The following is a 15,478-nucleotide window of genomic DNA, read 5'->3' as shown; positions in this document are numbered from 1 at the left end:
ACAAAGGGTAGCGCTATTACTATGTTTGTATTAGTAGCGCGGATCCCACATTCTGCTTCCCATTTCTTTCTCATATCCCTGACCTAATGGATAGCTAACAATTTCTAGTTGCATGCCCCAAGGAGCCATGAAATAAACCCATGTCAAACCAGCCATTCCTGTATCGGTAAATGTATGAGGTTTACCTAGCACTTCAATACCTTTAGCTTCAAGGAATTTTACAGCTGCGGTCATATCATCAACATAAAAAGCAAGGTGATGACCACCAATATCACTATTACGAGGCAGTGTTTTTCTTTGATCTGGTGACGTGTATTCAAAAATTTCTAACGCAGGACCATTTCCACAACGCATTAGATGCGCAGTGTTAATAACTGCTTTTTTGTTTACATTTAAATTATCAGTCATCCAGTTATTGTCGAATGGTCCAAAAGGGCCTATCGAATAAAAAGATTCACAGCCTATAACGTCTGCAAAGAAAGCCGTTGCTTCTTTAACATTTGGTACCGTAAAACCTAAATGTTGTGTTCCGCGCATGCCAGGCATACCATTGCCAGCTTGAGCGAGTTGAAATGTAAAGGTTAATAGTAGAGCGAGTAGAATTTTTGTTTTATTCATTATTATGTTCTCCATTGCATACGAAATGTACATGTTAAGCACTTAAGTTTTTAAGTGCATATAGACAATTGCACTTTCTATGCCAGCCTCAGCCCCATATAGCCTTCCTCACGAAGCCTATATATTTAACGGGCTACTGTTAGTAAATGTGTTACAGGTGTCTCACCATGCATGCAAATAAAGTATTTTCATTATTATTTTTTCTATCTATGTTTTTTTACTCCACAACACGTCAACGGGTACGCTGATTCAAAACGGCAAGATGCAGTATCTGAGCCATCAGTTAAACGGCAAAGCGACTATAAGTAAGTCTTTTATTTTTAAAGAGATGGCGACATATTGATAAATAATATAAACATCACTTCACTTCGTTGAGACGTTTATTTAGTTTCGCTGTAGTCTTACTGTAAATATGAATTGTTTATTTAATGATATGAAATGGCGTAATAAATGCTTGCAACATAGTAATAGGAATTAACTTTTACAGGTTAGAACAAGGTGATGATTATGAAAAAGCATTTTGATTTACTGAACGGTAACAGAATGGTTATTTATGTGCTGAGTTTAATCGGCTTTTTTTATGATGTTAATATTGCTTATATAATGGCGTTGACGCTTTGGTTATGGCTACCGCAATGTTTGCAACTGGAGCTGTTGTTGTTAAAAGCGATAAAGCACTAGTTGATTTGGCCAACTAATTAGAGGCGTTTGGACTTAATTTATATTCCTTCATTGTGTTATTTTACTTTTCTACTTCGCTTCGGGGCGAAAGTACCATAGAAGTTATACTCGATTTAATCTGAATTATAAAAGAAGGCTAATGTCTTCAATGTGCGCCAAGGGAACATAAACTCAGTAATAAAACATCAGTTTTAGTATCTAATTAATCTCTATAAAGAGACTTGCAACGAGATATGAAATTATCGGAATTAGCTATGAAGTGGGAATTTGATTTGGGGCCCTTTTTCTCTTTATTTTTTATTAAGGGTTCCAATGGTGCTCCATTAGTATCTTTAGGTCAGGATAAATGGATATTTAAGTCCAATCGAGCAGTTGGAACGGTCAACTAATGCCACAATATAGTCTTTAACTCCTGATAAAGACCATACTTAATCTGTTCAGGTAAGTGCCTATTTCATACGAATAATTGCCACATAACATTAAATGTTTACTCCTTTGCTTTCGATGTTTTAGGTACGCTTAAGCTCAATAACGAATACTCAGGGCTTGTACCATTCATTACTGGCTATATTGCTTTCGAAGAGCTGAGCATACTGACTGAACGCCTTAATGTTTAGGAGGTAATATGACTACGTTCACTACTGAATTTACTGCTCATATAGGTATTGATTGGGCAGATAAAAAACACGACTTTTGTATTCAAGGTGTCAATCAATCGACCCGTGAATTTGGAGTTTTAACTCACTCACCAGAAAAAATAGATGACTGGGTACAGTCTTTACATCAACGATTTGGAGGGCAACTGGCCATATCTATTGAGCTGACAAAAGGACCGATTGTGTATGCTTTGCAAAAATACAACTTCATCACAATCTTCCCTATCAATCCCTTGCTGCTAGCTAAATATCGTGAAGCATTTACACCGAGCAAAGCTAAAGATGATCCAACAGATGCTGAGTTAGCTTTGGATTTAATGATTAATTACCCTAAAAAAATCAAACCCCTTGCTTTACAAAGTACACCAATACGGAAGCTCATGTACCTGGTGGAGCAACGACGCCGATTAGTTGAGGATAGAAGACGTTTTGGGAATCGATTGATATACGTCCTTAAACAATACTTTCCTCAATTATTAGAGATGTTTAGCCATCGAGATTCGGAAATGTTTTGCAATTTTATTCATCGCTGGCCTAGTTTGCAAAAGTTGAAAAGAGCAAGAGCGGATACCATAAGAAAGTTCTTTTTAGCTGCTGGTGGGCGCTCAGTGCCACTAATTGAAAAGCGGATTGAGATCATTAATCATGCTCAATACATCACCGAAGATACCGCTATAATTGATTCACATCAGCTTCTAGCAATATCAATTTCAGATCAAATAATAACAACAGTTAGAGCTATTGGCATGTTCGACATCGAGATAGACAAGTTATTTCATGAACAACCAGATGCAGAGTTCTTTGAATCTTTACCGAGTGCAGGCCCTTGCATGGCACCACGGTTACTCGTCGCCTTTGGTGAAAATAGAGATCGGTTTACGACTGCATCAGAAGTACAAATGTACGCTGGCGTCGCTCCTGTAACCGTCAGAAGCGGACAAAAATCATGGGTACATTGGCGCTGGCAATGCTCAACATTCCTTCGACAATCATTTATAGAATGGTCAGCTAAAACCGTTCATTCATCTTATTGGGCAGGTTTGTATTACACCCAACAAAGAAGGAAGGGGAATTCTCATCAGTCGGCGGTAAGGTCATTAGCGTTTAAGTGGATCCGGATTTTATTTCGTTGCTGGAAGTCGAGAACGAACTATAGTGAAACGAAATATCTGAAGTCACTCAGAGATAGAGAGTCGCCACTATTATTGTTAAAAATAGTTGACTGAAAGACTCAGGGCGTGAAGCGGTCGCTTTTTAGTAACCAAAATCATCCTACCTAATGGCAACTTTGATACGAAAGCCGACAATTCAGATTTTTAATGTACTCATAGCTTTCTAGTCCAGATTAGAAGAATCACAAATTATAGTTTTTTGTTATCTATTTCAAATAAATTCGTCAATAAAAGTGTCATATTATTTTACATAAAAATAATCACTTACTCATAATAAAAACACAACCGATTAATTAATCGGCACTTTATGCTTTCGGTCTGATTGATGCATCCTGTATACCGTCAACTATGGAATGTAGTTATTAGACGTTACGTTCATAATTCAAAATAAGTGAGAAAAAAGGGACATTATATGAAATTCAAGATATTAAGAATTGCTATGGTAGGTGTCATTTTGTTTGCAAGTAGTTTGGTTAATTATGCAAGTGCAGGGGTAATGTACTGGAGCCTTTTCAACGTTGAGGAAGAAACCAGCATCTCATCTGCTTATGTGACATACAGTAATTTGGATGACATGTTAAACGATGCTAATAGAATTGACACCTTCTTACCTGACGATACCTTTGGTGGTTCTTTTGCAGCTAACGTTGTGGGGTCGGGTTCAGATGGTAATCTATTTTGGAGTCTTTTCAACGTAGAGGAAGAAACCAGCATCTCATCTGCTTATGTGACATACAGTAATTTGGATGACATGTTAAACGATGCTAATAGAATTGACACCTTCTTACCTGACGATACCTTTGGTGGTTCTTTTGCAGCTAACGTTGTAGGGTCGGGTTCAGATGGTAATCTATTTTGGAGCCTTTTCAACGTTGAGGAAGAAACCAGCATCTCATCTGCTTATGTGACATACAGTAATTTGGATGACATGTTAAACGATGCTAATAGAATTGACACCTTCTTACCTGACGATACCTTTGGTGGTTCTTTTGCAGCTAACGTTGTGGGGTCGGGTTCAGATGGTAATCTATTTTGGAGTCTTTTCAACGTAGAGGAAGAAACCAGCATCTCATCTGCTTATGTGACATACAGTAATTTGGATGACATGTTAAACGATGCTAATAGAATTGACACCTTCTTACCTGACGATACCTTTGGTGGCTCTTTTGCAGCTAACGTTGTGGGGTCGGGAGCATTCATGGTTCCAGATCCTAACCCTAATCCAATACCCGAGCCATCAGCGTTTGCACTTTTTCTTTCAGCTATTATTACGGTTAGCATTGTGAGAAGAAAACGATGAGTTATCTAAAATCAAAATGATGAGCATGGGAGCATCAGGAAATAATCTCAGAATGGTTAGGACGCCTAACAATCATTAAAAACGGACAGCTGAAGTGGCAGTGCAGGTTAATTAGAACGTTAGCGATTAGCTGCTTCTAGCACTTTGAAGTCATGCCAAAGCGATTATGTGAACGACCGCTGTGGCGGCTAACTCGCCAGTCCAGGGGGTCATAATCAGGATTGGTGGTTAGTGCCTCCTGTAAGCTCTTTATAGACGGTGGCGTTTAATTTATAAACGGCAACTTGGAGGAGCCGCCTGTTCTATAAATTCTGACATAATTCAAAAAAATTTTAGTTTAGGTTATACCCTAACTTTAAATTTGTAAGATCTAATGCTGACTAATCCAACTAAGGTGTTTCTAATCTTTTAGTAACTGTAATTTTTTTAAAATTGCAGTATCGTATTGATTAGTATGCTTTTCAAATTCTCGGTTTAATTGTGTTACTACATGTTGAATATTATGTAGTGATAATTCTTTTTTCAATCGAGCTAAGTTTTCATCTAAAAGCGCAAGCTCACTTTGGTGCTGCTCTATATGTTGATCTACTATCTGGACAGGGAGATATTGACGTAATAACTGCTCCTCCTTAATCACATGTTCTAAGAATTGGCTAATAAATCTTTCTAGGATATTGATGACATGCAAATGACTTTCAGGATGTAGGGCTATATATCTTAACTTTTCAATATAAGTAAACAACAAATCATGATCTTCATGAATATGAGATATAGCGATATTTATTTTCCGATGGATTTTAGCGGGTACAACTCTTTTCATGATAAATTGCTCCGTTTAAAAAAGATATCTGATATCAATTTCACCTTAAAGCGTAGTATTAAATAAACTGTTTAGCTATTTTGAAATTATGAATTAATTTCGAATAACTTCGACCTTAACAAAGAATAGTTCATATTGTCTGGTAATGTTGCTGATTTCAAGAATGGAAAGCACTTAGCCGCCTGGATTGACTTAGTGTCTCGTCAGTTTTCAACGGGAGGAAAGCTAACATTACTCGGTATAAGCAAACGAGGGAATAAAGGCTTACGTGAGTTATTCGTTCACGGTGCAAGCCTGATTTGCAAATGATGATAAAGATGACACAACGGTTAGACCACTGGATTGAAAACCTGTGGGGCGGAACAGCAACTTTTTAAGTATGCTATGGTGCTTTTGAGGACAATCTAGCGCGGATCTCATCGTGGAGCTGGCGCTAATATATTGGTAACCCAAAAAGACACCGAATACATTAGCGCAAACCAACTACGTTATCGATATTATACTTGCAATATTGAGGCGGACCACACATTCGCCCCCAGAACGAGATATAGCTAGCTGGATATCAAATTATAGAGTGAATTTTGTGTCAAGTTATGTATTTGTTTATATAGCGTTACAAAGAAAACCACATTAAGAATGTAAATCACTCGTTTTCTCGATAAGTGAGTACTACGCTTATTTGTGTAAATTAAAAATCACGCTGTTTACAGGTAGAAAAAAGTAGTCTAAGCGAGTTCTTTGAGTGGAATAGGAGATATGACATGAGACGCGAGTACTTTCTAGCAGAGTCTTTGGAGGATGTAGATAAGGCGGCATCCATATTACATGATCAACTACATATCAATGAAAATAATATTCATGTGATCTGTAATGATAGAAAAGGTATTAAACAACATAACTTGCATGAGGGAAGCATTATAGAAAAATCAGATCTAGTGCGTGGTTTAGAGCACGGCGCATTGTTGGGGATAGCTATGGGGATAACCGGTTGCGCTATTCTGGTCGTTAATATGCCCTTTTGGGATGTAAGTGAACTGACCAAACAAGCGGCGGTAGCACTCACCTTATTTGGCTCATTGATGATAAGTAGTATTATTGGTGCACTCGTTGGTTTACTCCATGTTAATTATAAGATTTTCCGATTCAATGAAGATTTAGCAATCGGTAAGTATTTAATGTTGGTCGATTCAAATGAGCTTGGAGTAATCAAACAGGCATTAGAAAAACAGCCAGTCATCGACAAAGGGGAAGGCAGTAGCTTTATTTTTCCCTTTGATGAATACGAGGACCAACGGAGATTAACCGCTTAAGCATCTTTGTTGTTAAATTACCTCGATAATTATTCTTGATAAGAATTATACCCTTTACCAATCAAGCCATAGTGCCGAACACGGTGAAAACCATTGGGTGAAACATACAGTAAAAAGCGACGGATAAACTCACCCCGCAATAGCGTCATAATGCAGTGTCTATTTTGCTCCTTAACACAACGCTAAGTTTAACGGGTTGCCAAACTCGAAACGATCTATACAGAAAAGTAAAGAGTTTGGCAGTCTATGTTGAATCTCTGGTTAAGCATTAAGTAAACCTAATATTGTGTCACCAGTTTTGCATATGCTGTTCAATCTAGATCAATGATAAATAGACAGTCGAACACGATTGGATCACCGACAGTTCCAGTAAAGTTCGTCATGTCCACCATACCTGACAAGCGCGCAGTACCAGTCGCATTTTTGAACCGGCCTGTACTACCAATAATGGAATTTCCACCGATAGATGCTCCTGTAATGTGAGTAATGTTTTGCCCGTCAGGTGTCACTGTCGGATGTAATACAGGTTGTACTGTCGTACTGCCACGAGTAATTAGAGTTCCATTTGGCATATAGAAATAACTTGTGCCAACTAAAGCGAGGCCACTACCAATTGGTGTTATATTGGATAGACAGTCTGTGGCTGTTCCAATGACTTGTTGATTTTTCAGGTTAACCAATTCGACATCGAAACAGATTGCCGGATCATCAAGATTGTCACCATCAATGTCAGGAACTAAGCTCTCATACATGTCTCCAGAGCCAACTAAATTGAGAACCAAGTGCTTTCCCCCACCTTGATTTGCGCCAACATAAAATGATGAACTTAAACAGATAGATATGATAATAATCAACACGTTTTGATTCTTCATAATTTTTCTCCTACTGAGTTTAGAGGCATAAATTGATAAATGAAGCTGTCACTATGCCAAAAAACAGCCTAACGTCTTTGATAGTAGTAGCAGAAAGCTGGCCGTTCACTCTGTTTCCTTTGTGACCTGTATGTTATCTGCTATGAACACGCTACATCCATCCAAGCTCTTTCATTGCCCAAGGAGCATTCCAAACTTTAGTCATTTCTAAGACTTTCGAATCGTCGCCCATTTTTATAATGTAGACATAATGTGTATGAGTTTCTTTGTTCGTTGGTGGCACAGGTCCACCTTCACCAGTATGCTTACCATGATACGTAGCGAAGAATATTGCTGTATTTGAACTTTCATTGTAGCTTGATGAATGTAGTTCATACGAACCTTCAGGAGATATAACCGTACCAAATCCGTGCATCCAATCACAGTACGCATGGACAGAGTTGATTTCGGCAAGTGGTTCGCTTTGAGCTGAGAATAAGGCACCTTCTTGTACATACTGCTTGCACCCTTCCCATCCGAGTGGAGCTTCACATGCTTCGAAGAATTTTATTGCTACGTCAAATGAGTTCATATTTCCTCCTAGCTCTTATTTACTATGGTTAATTCTTGTATAAATATAGTTAATATTCCTTCAAAAATCACTTTTCAAAGAGCTAATCGAAATCATATCATATTAATATTGAGTGTTACTGTGCAGCCATGTTAATGACAGTGTCAATAACACTTTGACAAACAAAGGTAAAACTGGATGAGTGAGAAAGCAGTAAATATATGGACTTCTATCGCGGGTTACTTAGAATTTAGGGTAATACGCATTAGGATATGTATCGGCAAGTGGTTAATGTCTCTAAAGCATAAACTTGCCATAAAATCTATGGCGCTAAGTGCCCCACAGCGAGATAGAGCTAACCGTCACTATTGCCACAAAGCCGACATTATGCATGAACTTGAATTGATGCGCTTAGATTAGATTTTGTATCGATAACGCTTACATAAGCGGAAAATTATAGTTGGCTAAAATTTTGAGGAACGAAAAACAGCCAACTGTAAATTTTCCGTTTAATGTTCTTGTTAGTGCAACATGCGCGAAAACAGTGATGCAACACTTAGGAAACATCCAGAAAGCACAAGTACTTGATGAAGCCTTTGGCTAATTAATGCAGGAACGATATAAGATTTAGAAAAAACTTGTTTAACTGGAGTAAAAAATAATTTAGGGGTCAAAGCTAACCCCAAGAATATTAGGCTTGCCCCTATTGTGCCAAGTAAATCAGATAGAGAGGCTTGCTCAAAGGCAAAACTGTAAACCCGAGTGCTTAGCATCAGAATTACTACAACGAGACAAGCGGTAATAGCCATTTTTTCTTTCGATGAAACTCTTTCCATGAGGTAAAATCCTAGTTGCACTAACAGCTTATTATGTAGACGTCTCAGTAACTCCCATCTACTTGATTGTTGAATAAAGTAACTCAATATTCTTTAATTTCAAAGTCTTATTACATTGTTATAGGTATTTTTTATAGGCAGATCAGGTTATTACTGAGACGTCTCAGTAATAACCTGATAAAAATAATACGTTAATTACCTTATTTTCATATACTTAAAGAGAAAATCGTACTGGTCGATGTGTATTACTGAGACTTCTCAGTAACACACATGATTTATTCATTAGAAAATATAGGGAAAAAGATTAATTAGTAGTGTCAGCTAAGCGCACATTTTTGACATGGGGTGATCTTTGATGAATTTTAATAATCAAAAGGTTCTTGGAATGATTGCTAAGGGCAGTAGCTGCCACATTCGAGACATTAGCATTTAACCTGTAGCGTTGATTCGGATTAGAATTTGTATCGATAACGCCCTAATAATGGGCCAAAAATTGTTGGCTAAAATGTTGAGGAACGAAAACAGCCAACTGTTTTTTGTCCTTATTAATTAGCTTGTTATAAGGCGGTTTGCACAGCCTTGTGTTTATACTTTACTACAAAGTCTTTAGCCTCAGCTAATGTTTTTGGGTAACTTACTTTATAGTAGCCAGAGTCTTCTCTTTGCTCGTAAATAGTTTGGAAAACAAACCCATGTTCTACAAGATATTCAATTTTTTTCCATTGAGCGTTATCTGACTTTTTAGGTGGTTTAAAGTGTCTTCCGAAATTAAACGCTACACCTTTGCAAACGGGACACTCCATACTATCAGGGTAATCACATGGATCTTCAAAAAAGTGCCGCATGTTTGAAGTTTTGCAATTTAGGCATGCAAAGGACATGGCTAGCTAGAGAAGTATCTAATTCTCACTAGCCAATGTTAACAAAGATACGAAAGAAGACCTTAGCCTTGGCTTATCTAGCGACATTTGAACCGATGAAAATCATCCCTGCGTTAGATAATAGAATTGTTCTAAATTTCATCAGGAATCTATAAAGTCAAAAATTCTAATTTGATTTGAAAATACCAAAGCGGACATTAGATTAATATGATTTTAGGTATTAAATTCTATGGAGCTTCGGGGCACAAAGTGAGATAGTGTTTATGTGTACTTAGAGTAGTGCTTAGGTCTACATCTAGGCACAAACAGATGTAAATTTATTTGATTGAATCAATAATAAAATCTAATACCGCGTCACCTGAAGGTTTATAGGTTAAATCAAATAAAGGAATAGGTTTACTAATCATGCCTCGAGCAACAATTTCATTGGTTATCTCTAAATCTAATAGCCCAGTTTTACCCACTAAAAGGTTATCAATTGAGTCAACTTTTACTAAGTTGATGATATCGCGAAACCCCTTAAGATAAAGATAATCTTTAGTAAACCCACCACCTCTGTAGACACGTGTAGTTAATGTAAATGCGAAGTCCTTTTCAAGATCAAACTCATTCATTAATGCATGATATGTTTTGACAAAATCACCATGTTGCAACATATACTGAACAGCAATTACGCGTAACGCGATTGTTTGTAAACGCTGAATAGTTAAACTTCCTGAGCAGTACTCGCTATAAAGTGCAATACCTTCTTGAGTATGAGTATTTCCTGTTAAGCCTAGACTAAATACCTTCAGTGGGTGCTGTTTTGCATTAATGGTCGTTAACATATGTATGCCAAGCTCATGATACGCATAGGCATGTATTTCTTTTTCAGTAAATACAGCAGATTTATTAATCAGCAATAATGCTTTTTCATTATTAACCATTGCTTTAGCTACTAGTTTTGACGACTTTTCAATGCGGCAATTAAGGCCCCAGTTCTGTGCTTGTTCTTTAAAATAATGTATAGCTTCATCAGCATTTAACATTTTATTGATGTGATTATTGTGATTGCTATTTAAGTGAAGTATAAACCGCGCATTAGCAATATCGGTACTATTAGGTTCTCCGTAATACTTAAGCGAATTATATACAAAGTCATCAGTACCAATAGTTGCCAGCAAATCTATTTTATTGGCTAAATTATCAATCACATGTCGATATAACTGCTGAATATCCGCATCATCAATGCTATCAACAGGTAATTTGTACAACTGCTCTCTAAATTTATAAGGGTTAATATCAAGTTGTTTGTAATTAAAACTTGGTGATATATAACTATTTTTGTTTAAAAATTTATTACGCTGCGCAATTATATTGATAGGATTAATAAAGTTTAACGTCTCTACAGTTTTACATAATGAATAGAGTTTTTTATCAATGCTAAGCACTTCAGGGCTAATTTTTGACGTAAGGAGGTCGTGTTTTTTTGTTTTCTTCTTCTTACCGTAACGACGAACAAAAAATGCCGCTGTTTCGCTAATCGCACTTTTAAAGCCCGCCTTGAGCTCTTCTAACACTAATGGATAAACATCACCAGTAACTTCATCCATGAATATTTTTTTGACTTCAGTAGGAATTACCAACGTATTATCGAAATGCGCATTAATATGCGTTATTAAAAATCCCCGGCCATGAAAAACTTCATTTGTTGCAGCGCGCACTTCAAGGTTAGGTAAAGTAATGCCATTTAATTGCTTTTCAAATTGAGCAAGTACACTCCCCCAACGTTCAATATCTATTTGTCCAGAGCCAATATTAAACGTAGGATTTATACTCTCAAGCGCTTTATGGTTGTAGGTGTATGTATCAAAAACAATTGCATTACCAAATTTATGTTCAATAACTTCAATAATCGCTTTTAACACATTATAAAAAGACTGATGTTTGTTGTGACTTTTGGCACGTTGAGTTTTACTTAATGGCTTAGCCCAAACTTGCTTATCTCCCGCTGTTTTAAAATGGGTAGATAGCGTTTTTGCACGATTTAAATCATATTCAAATCGTGAATCATTGCCAATAAGCTGAATAGGAAATGAGGATATTAGCTCATCTGTATAAGGTGCTTCTTCATGAAAGCGCTCTGCGTCTGATAGTAAAAACGTTTTATCTAAATCAGCTCTAAGGTTATGACCGTTATGAATCGCAGCACAAATAATAGGTGCATATTCGTCAATTTTTATAGTGAAAGCGCCAGATTCAACTTCCGCTTGAAAGGATTCACCTTTTTTTATCAGTGCTATACACTCTTTTTCAGATAACGTGAGCATCATCTATCGCCTTTCTAAATTCATTTTTACGTTGGGCTAATGCTTCTTTTGCATTAACAACACTTTCAACAAAATCGATAACTTTCTTTTGTAGTTTCACGTTATTCAATTTATTTATACGCATAATGCCGCCTGGGCTTTGCACATTAACTTCAATCAATTTTTCGTTAATAACATCGATACCGACAAAATATAAACCATCACGGACTAATTTCGGGCCGATATGCTTACATAGTGCTTTTTCATTCTTAGTTAACGTGTGTTTTACTACCGTTCCTCCAGCATGAACATTTGAACGCACTTCATTTGTAGCGGGAACACGTTTCATTGCACCAATTGGCTCACCGTTTAACATTAAAATACGTACATCACCATCATCAGCGCCTTCAACGTACTCTTGCAAAATAACGTAATTGCCGCCTTTGCCACTATTAATATAAAACTCTAATAAAGAATGAAAACTTTTTTGAGCATGTTTTTCAACGAGAATAACCCCTTGACCTCCGTATCCATCTAGGGGCTTCATTATCATCTTTCCAGTCTCTGATTCACGCAATACGTCAACAAGGTATTCAGGGGTCTTGGACACATGGGTAACTGGGATAAAATGATTTGTTGGATCATCAAACGATGCGGTATAAAGCTTAGTATTCGCTATACGTAATCCATCAATGTCATTCATGATAAACACATCTTCACGAACCGAATCCAGAAAGTTCAACGTGATAGGATCTTGTGGGGGGTTAGCACGCATAATAATAGTATCAAAGCCAGCTAAGGGTAACTGCGATTTTTTAAACTCTGCTTTTTTATAAAATGACATTACATTGGCAGGCGTGGTTGAGCCTTTTTTAAATACTTGGCAAAAAGCGCTTGAAACAGAATCCCTCATCGTCAAGTTATGCGGCGTGGCAATAGCGACAGTATGTCCTCTAGATACGCATTCATGAATGAGCCGTAACGTTGAATCTGTTTCGGGCTCAATTTTATCCCATGAGTACATTAAAAAAAGAATATTCATTTAATTTGCCTTTTGATTATAAGATTCATGTCACAAGTAGATAAGTGATAATTAAATATTACCTAAAAATAAATCACGAAACCTTACATATAATTTTGGTTGTAATTAGAGGACGTTGAGTTAATCCCAATCATCATAATAATCTTCGTCGAGTTTTCTAAGTCGTCGTTCTTCTTCTAATTGTTCAATTTTTTTCTTTGCTAGGAAATTTCGCTTATTGAGATGCTTTGAACTTTTCCCCTCTGAAGGGGCAGTGTTTAAATCAAAATCAGCGACATTATTATCAAGTTCGCCTTTAGGGTCATCATCTTCAAAGTCTACATCTGAGGAAGAAGGTAAGTCATAATCAGGATTAAGAGTCATTGTTATGTCACCAAAAAGGTAAGTAGATTAAAAGCGGATAATCTATGTTTTTAGTGATTAAGAAAAGTAAAAAATTTTTAAGATAACGATAAAAGTTTTTTACTTATAAAATAAGGTTAGCGTGAATTTTACTGCCATGGCAATAAAATTAGGGGAATATATTATCTGGATATCATAATAGCTGGCGCTTCGGGCTCTTCCTTTCTAAGTAAGTTTCTAATTTCAATAAGTCGCTCTTCATTTTCATTTTCTTTATGGAACGCACTAAAAAGTTCTCGTTCAAAAGTTGGCAAACTATTAATTTCGAAAAACTTTCCTTGCTCTATGAAAGGTTTAGCCAGCATGTCTGGTAAATATGCACTACCACCACATTGCAGCATGAGATCTAACGCAATTCTGGCAGTACTTGTTCTAATCGCAGGTATCGATATACCTGTGACTTCTTTTGCATGCCAGTTGATAAAACTCGTTCCCCAATCAATCATGATATAGCGCTTAACTTCTGCGGGTGACGTTATTTGATTTTGAAAAGTTGTAACAGGAATTAATTTGAACATATGTAATGATTCTATTTTCAATTCTTCCACTTTCGGGGGGTCGAATAAAATAGCGACATCTAATGTACGTTCAAGTAATTGTCGGGTTAATTGCTCACGTGATAATATTTCAGCAACCAAACTGATGTGCGGTTGATCAATATATATCTTTGATATTGCATCGTGGATATATACATCCCAAGTATTAGGAGTCCCGGCAATAGAAATTTGTGCAACCTGTTCAGAAGCTAAAGCGACATCTTGCTTAGCCATTCTTAACGTGTTGAGCATGTTTTCTGCGTGCGGGACTAGCCTTTCTCCAGCTAAGGTAAGTTGTATGTTATTTCTTGATCTTTGAAATAATGTCACACCAAAGTATCTTTCTAATTGTCTGATTCTAGTACTGATTGCAGCTTGAGTTAGGTATAGATTTTCAGCCGCTTTGCCGAAGTGGCGACAATCCTTAACTTCCAAGAAAGTTTTAATCAATTCAATGTCCATGATATTTTCTCACTTATCGATACGATAATTATTTTTTGTTTTACAGCGTCTTTAGTTAATCGCATAATCCGGCAAAATATATCCACTGTCAATAGAGAAGACTATGCCCTTAGTTCACGGTTTTATTTTTGAAAATAAATTTTATGACGATACTCATTTCCCTCACGGTTTTGGAAAGACAGGGGATTTTACTATAGCGGAAGCTGAAATACTGACTGATATTGGAAGGCGATTACATATGTTAGAGCAAGAGGTGTGTACGCCAACTAACGAAGTAGAAAAACAATTTTCTCAAATGTGCAAGGAACAGAGTGAGGGACAAACCAGAATAGAGTTGCTATGGCAAAAATATAGGAGGTTAACAGTATACAAGCCCTTTCATAATTTAAACGGAGGGAGAGCGGCTTAAACTGTAATAACACATAGAGTGTTATATATTTGTACATAGAAAAATGTGATTGTCTGGTTAAGCAATTAATAAATATAACTTTTATTGTTGCGACGCGAATATCCTCTTGTTATCGTGCTAGTATCAATAATAGGAGGACATTTTTGCTGTTAATTTTATTTGGTTTTAAACTTAGAAGGCAGCAGTGGTACTTTTTCTTTGCGCTGAAATGTTAACCAATTAACCCAACCAAACACTATGCACATCAGCCACGTAAAATAATCAATCAGCAGTAATTCATTTCTTTCTATCCCCACATTTCGTATTAATGCCGACCATTTAAAGAAACCGCTTCCTTGCTTAAACTTAAAAACTCTATCATCTTGCAATGCCCACAAGTAGTTATATTGAAAACAAAAATCATGCAAAATAACGGGAATTAATAATAATCCTGTAGGAGAATAAAAAAGCCAAACAATCGCAGGATATGAACTACCATCAAAAACAAACCCCTTCGGAATAATAATGACTCTTTGGTTGGGTAACGTATAGTGCCAGTCTTCAATTAATTGCCATTGGCGCTTTCTAACAAGTAATCGCCATAACTTAGATACAAATGAAAATTGTTGCGTTTTTATTGCATAAGGTAGCAGTTTTGGCATTT

17 protein-coding genes and 2 pseudogenes are annotated in these 15,478 nt (G+C 36.7%); 7 read left to right on the top strand and 12 right to left on the bottom strand.

The window, feature by feature from the left end:
- Positions 1-30: 30 nt before the first annotated feature.
- Entirely contained in the window at positions 31-618 is a 588-nt protein-coding gene (locus CXF79_RS11215; protein WP_041737030.1) for a VOC family protein, read from the bottom strand.
- Positions 619-1,125: 507 nt separating this feature from the next.
- On the opposite strand from CXF79_RS11215, the gene CXF79_RS11210 reads away from it, so the two are divergent.
- The 3 genes from CXF79_RS11210 to CXF79_RS11200 all read left to right on the top strand — a co-directional run bounded on the left by CXF79_RS11210 (position 1,126) and on the right by CXF79_RS11200 (position 4,427).
- Entirely contained in the window at positions 1,126-1,299 is a 174-nt protein-coding gene (locus CXF79_RS11210) for a hypothetical protein (RefSeq protein WP_011043845.1), read from the top strand.
- Positions 1,300-1,924: 625 nt separating this feature from the next.
- A complete protein-coding gene (locus tag CXF79_RS11205; RefSeq protein ID WP_101153835.1) occupies positions 1,925-3,181 on the top strand; it encodes an IS110 family transposase in 1,257 nt (418 codons plus the stop codon).
- Positions 3,182-3,539: 358 nt separating this feature from the next.
- On the top strand, positions 3,540-4,427 hold the full coding sequence (locus CXF79_RS11200; protein WP_157825871.1) for a PEP-CTERM sorting domain-containing protein: 888 nt from the start codon (positions 3,540-3,542) through the stop codon (positions 4,425-4,427).
- 400 nt (positions 4,428-4,827) lie between these two features.
- On the opposite strand, the gene CXF79_RS11195 is transcribed toward CXF79_RS11200, so the two are convergent.
- Entirely contained in the window at positions 4,828-5,247 is a 420-nt protein-coding gene (locus tag CXF79_RS11195) for a hypothetical protein (protein WP_011042891.1), read from the bottom strand.
- 153 nt (positions 5,248-5,400) lie between these two features.
- Between CXF79_RS11195 and CXF79_RS11190 the strand changes: the two are divergent.
- Both CXF79_RS11190 and CXF79_RS11185 read left to right on the top strand, forming a co-directional pair.
- Positions 5,401-5,547 (top strand): annotated as a pseudogene (locus tag CXF79_RS11190) (transposase); the annotation flags it as partial.
- A gap of 461 nt (positions 5,548-6,008) precedes the next feature.
- Positions 6,009-6,557: a hypothetical protein gene (locus tag CXF79_RS11185; RefSeq protein WP_011042890.1), complete on the top strand. Its 549-nt coding sequence runs from the start codon at positions 6,009-6,011 to the stop codon at positions 6,555-6,557.
- A 50-nt stretch (positions 6,558-6,607) separates the two neighbouring features.
- Here CXF79_RS11185 and CXF79_RS11180 read toward each other — a convergent pair.
- From CXF79_RS11180 to CXF79_RS11170, 3 genes and pseudogenes are all read right to left on the bottom strand, one after another.
- A pseudogene (locus CXF79_RS11180) lies at positions 6,608-6,733 on the bottom strand (transposase); the annotation flags it as partial.
- A gap of 135 nt (positions 6,734-6,868) precedes the next feature.
- On the bottom strand, positions 6,869-7,429 hold the full coding sequence (locus tag CXF79_RS11175; protein ID WP_011042888.1) for a hypothetical protein: 561 nt from the start codon (positions 7,427-7,429) through the stop codon (positions 6,869-6,871).
- A gap of 151 nt (positions 7,430-7,580) precedes the next feature.
- Positions 7,581-8,000 (bottom strand): hypothetical protein, encoded by a 420-nt coding sequence (locus CXF79_RS11170; RefSeq protein ID WP_011042887.1) that lies wholly within the window; start codon positions 7,998-8,000, stop codon positions 7,581-7,583.
- A gap of 177 nt (positions 8,001-8,177) precedes the next feature.
- On the opposite strand from CXF79_RS11170, the gene CXF79_RS11165 reads away from it, so the two are divergent.
- Positions 8,178-8,399, top strand: coding sequence for a hypothetical protein (locus tag CXF79_RS11165; protein WP_101154971.1), 222 nt, complete (start codon positions 8,178-8,180; stop codon positions 8,397-8,399).
- A gap of 101 nt (positions 8,400-8,500) precedes the next feature.
- On the opposite strand, the gene CXF79_RS11160 is transcribed toward CXF79_RS11165, so the two are convergent.
- The 6 genes from CXF79_RS11160 to CXF79_RS11135 form a co-directional block, all read right to left on the bottom strand.
- Entirely contained in the window at positions 8,501-8,815 is a 315-nt protein-coding gene (locus CXF79_RS11160; RefSeq protein ID WP_101154970.1) for a hypothetical protein, read from the bottom strand.
- A 557-nt stretch (positions 8,816-9,372) separates the two neighbouring features.
- Positions 9,373-9,660, bottom strand: coding sequence for a hypothetical protein (locus tag CXF79_RS11155; protein WP_101154969.1), 288 nt, complete (start codon positions 9,658-9,660; stop codon positions 9,373-9,375).
- Positions 9,661-10,013: 353 nt separating this feature from the next.
- The gene (locus tag CXF79_RS11150; RefSeq protein WP_232769150.1) at positions 10,014-12,008 is read right to left on the bottom strand and encodes a flavohemoglobin expression-modulating QEGLA motif protein; all 1,995 of its coding nucleotides are present in this window, start codon (positions 12,006-12,008) and stop codon (positions 10,014-10,016) included.
- Positions 11,989-13,026 (bottom strand): glutathione synthase, encoded by a 1,038-nt coding sequence (gshB, locus tag CXF79_RS11145; protein WP_101154967.1) that lies wholly within the window; start codon positions 13,024-13,026, stop codon positions 11,989-11,991. The genes CXF79_RS11150 and gshB overlap by 20 nt, the downstream gene beginning before the upstream one ends.
- A gap of 120 nt (positions 13,027-13,146) precedes the next feature.
- Positions 13,147-13,389: a hypothetical protein gene (locus CXF79_RS11140; protein ID WP_101154966.1), complete on the bottom strand. Its 243-nt coding sequence runs from the start codon at positions 13,387-13,389 to the stop codon at positions 13,147-13,149.
- Between the two features lie 161 nt (positions 13,390-13,550).
- Positions 13,551-14,426, bottom strand: coding sequence for a LysR family transcriptional regulator (locus CXF79_RS11135; RefSeq protein WP_101154965.1), 876 nt, complete (start codon positions 14,424-14,426; stop codon positions 13,551-13,553).
- Between the two features lie 103 nt (positions 14,427-14,529).
- On the opposite strand from CXF79_RS11135, the gene maoP reads away from it, so the two are divergent.
- Positions 14,530-14,835 carry a DUF413 domain-containing protein gene (gene maoP, locus CXF79_RS11130; RefSeq protein ID WP_101154964.1) on the top strand — a complete coding sequence of 102 codons (306 nt, stop codon included), beginning with the start codon at positions 14,530-14,532 and terminating at the stop codon, positions 14,833-14,835.
- A gap of 155 nt (positions 14,836-14,990) precedes the next feature.
- Here the strand turns inward: maoP and CXF79_RS11125 are convergent, their stop codons facing one another.
- Positions 14,991-15,476 (bottom strand): DUF1353 domain-containing protein, encoded by a 486-nt coding sequence (locus tag CXF79_RS11125; RefSeq protein WP_157825870.1) that lies wholly within the window; start codon positions 15,474-15,476, stop codon positions 14,991-14,993.
- Positions 15,477-15,478: the final 2 nt, after the last annotated feature.

This window comes from Colwellia sp. Bg11-28 (assembly GCF_002836245.1).
Lineage (GTDB): Bacteria > Pseudomonadota > Gammaproteobacteria > Enterobacterales > Alteromonadaceae > Colwellia > Colwellia psychrerythraea_A.
The sequence above is the reverse complement of the archived record's forward strand: the minus strand, read 5'-3'. Positions and strand labels throughout refer to the sequence as shown.

Bases quoted from the DNA above. Each gene is read 5' to 3' on its own strand.
- CXF79_RS11215 (WP_041737030.1), bottom strand. From the start codon at position 618: ATGAATAAAACAAAAATTCTACTCGCTCTACTATTAACCTTTACATTT.
- CXF79_RS11210 (WP_011043845.1), top strand. From the start codon at position 1,126: ATGAAAAAGCATTTTGATTTACTGAACGGTAACAGAATGGTTATTTAT.
- CXF79_RS11205 (WP_101153835.1), top strand. From the start codon at position 1,925: ATGACTACGTTCACTACTGAATTTACTGCTCATATAGGTATTGATTGG.
- CXF79_RS11200 (WP_157825871.1), top strand. From the start codon at position 3,540: ATGAAATTCAAGATATTAAGAATTGCTATGGTAGGTGTCATTTTGTTT.
- CXF79_RS11195 (WP_011042891.1), bottom strand. From the start codon at position 5,247: ATGAAAAGAGTTGTACCCGCTAAAATCCATCGGAAAATAAATATCGCT.
- CXF79_RS11185 (WP_011042890.1), top strand. From the start codon at position 6,009: ATGAGACGCGAGTACTTTCTAGCAGAGTCTTTGGAGGATGTAGATAAG.
- CXF79_RS11175 (WP_011042888.1), bottom strand. From the start codon at position 7,429: ATGAAGAATCAAAACGTGTTGATTATTATCATATCTATCTGTTTAAGT.
- CXF79_RS11170 (WP_011042887.1), bottom strand. From the start codon at position 8,000: ATGAACTCATTTGACGTAGCAATAAAATTCTTCGAAGCATGTGAAGCT.
- CXF79_RS11165 (WP_101154971.1), top strand. From the start codon at position 8,178: ATGAGTGAGAAAGCAGTAAATATATGGACTTCTATCGCGGGTTACTTA.
- CXF79_RS11160 (WP_101154970.1), bottom strand. From the start codon at position 8,815: ATGGAAAGAGTTTCATCGAAAGAAAAAATGGCTATTACCGCTTGTCTC.
- CXF79_RS11155 (WP_101154969.1), bottom strand. From the start codon at position 9,660: ATGCGGCACTTTTTTGAAGATCCATGTGATTACCCTGATAGTATGGAG.
- CXF79_RS11150 (WP_232769150.1), bottom strand. From the start codon at position 12,008: ATGATGCTCACGTTATCTGAAAAAGAGTGTATAGCACTGATAAAAAAA.
- gshB (WP_101154967.1), bottom strand. From the start codon at position 13,026: ATGAATATTCTTTTTTTAATGTACTCATGGGATAAAATTGAGCCCGAA.
- CXF79_RS11140 (WP_101154966.1), bottom strand. From the start codon at position 13,389: ATGACTCTTAATCCTGATTATGACTTACCTTCTTCCTCAGATGTAGAC.
- CXF79_RS11135 (WP_101154965.1), bottom strand. From the start codon at position 14,426: ATGGACATTGAATTGATTAAAACTTTCTTGGAAGTTAAGGATTGTCGC.
- maoP (WP_101154964.1), top strand. From the start codon at position 14,530: ATGCCCTTAGTTCACGGTTTTATTTTTGAAAATAAATTTTATGACGAT.
- CXF79_RS11125 (WP_157825870.1), bottom strand. From the start codon at position 15,476: ATGCCAAAACTGCTACCTTATGCAATAAAAACGCAACAATTTTCATTT.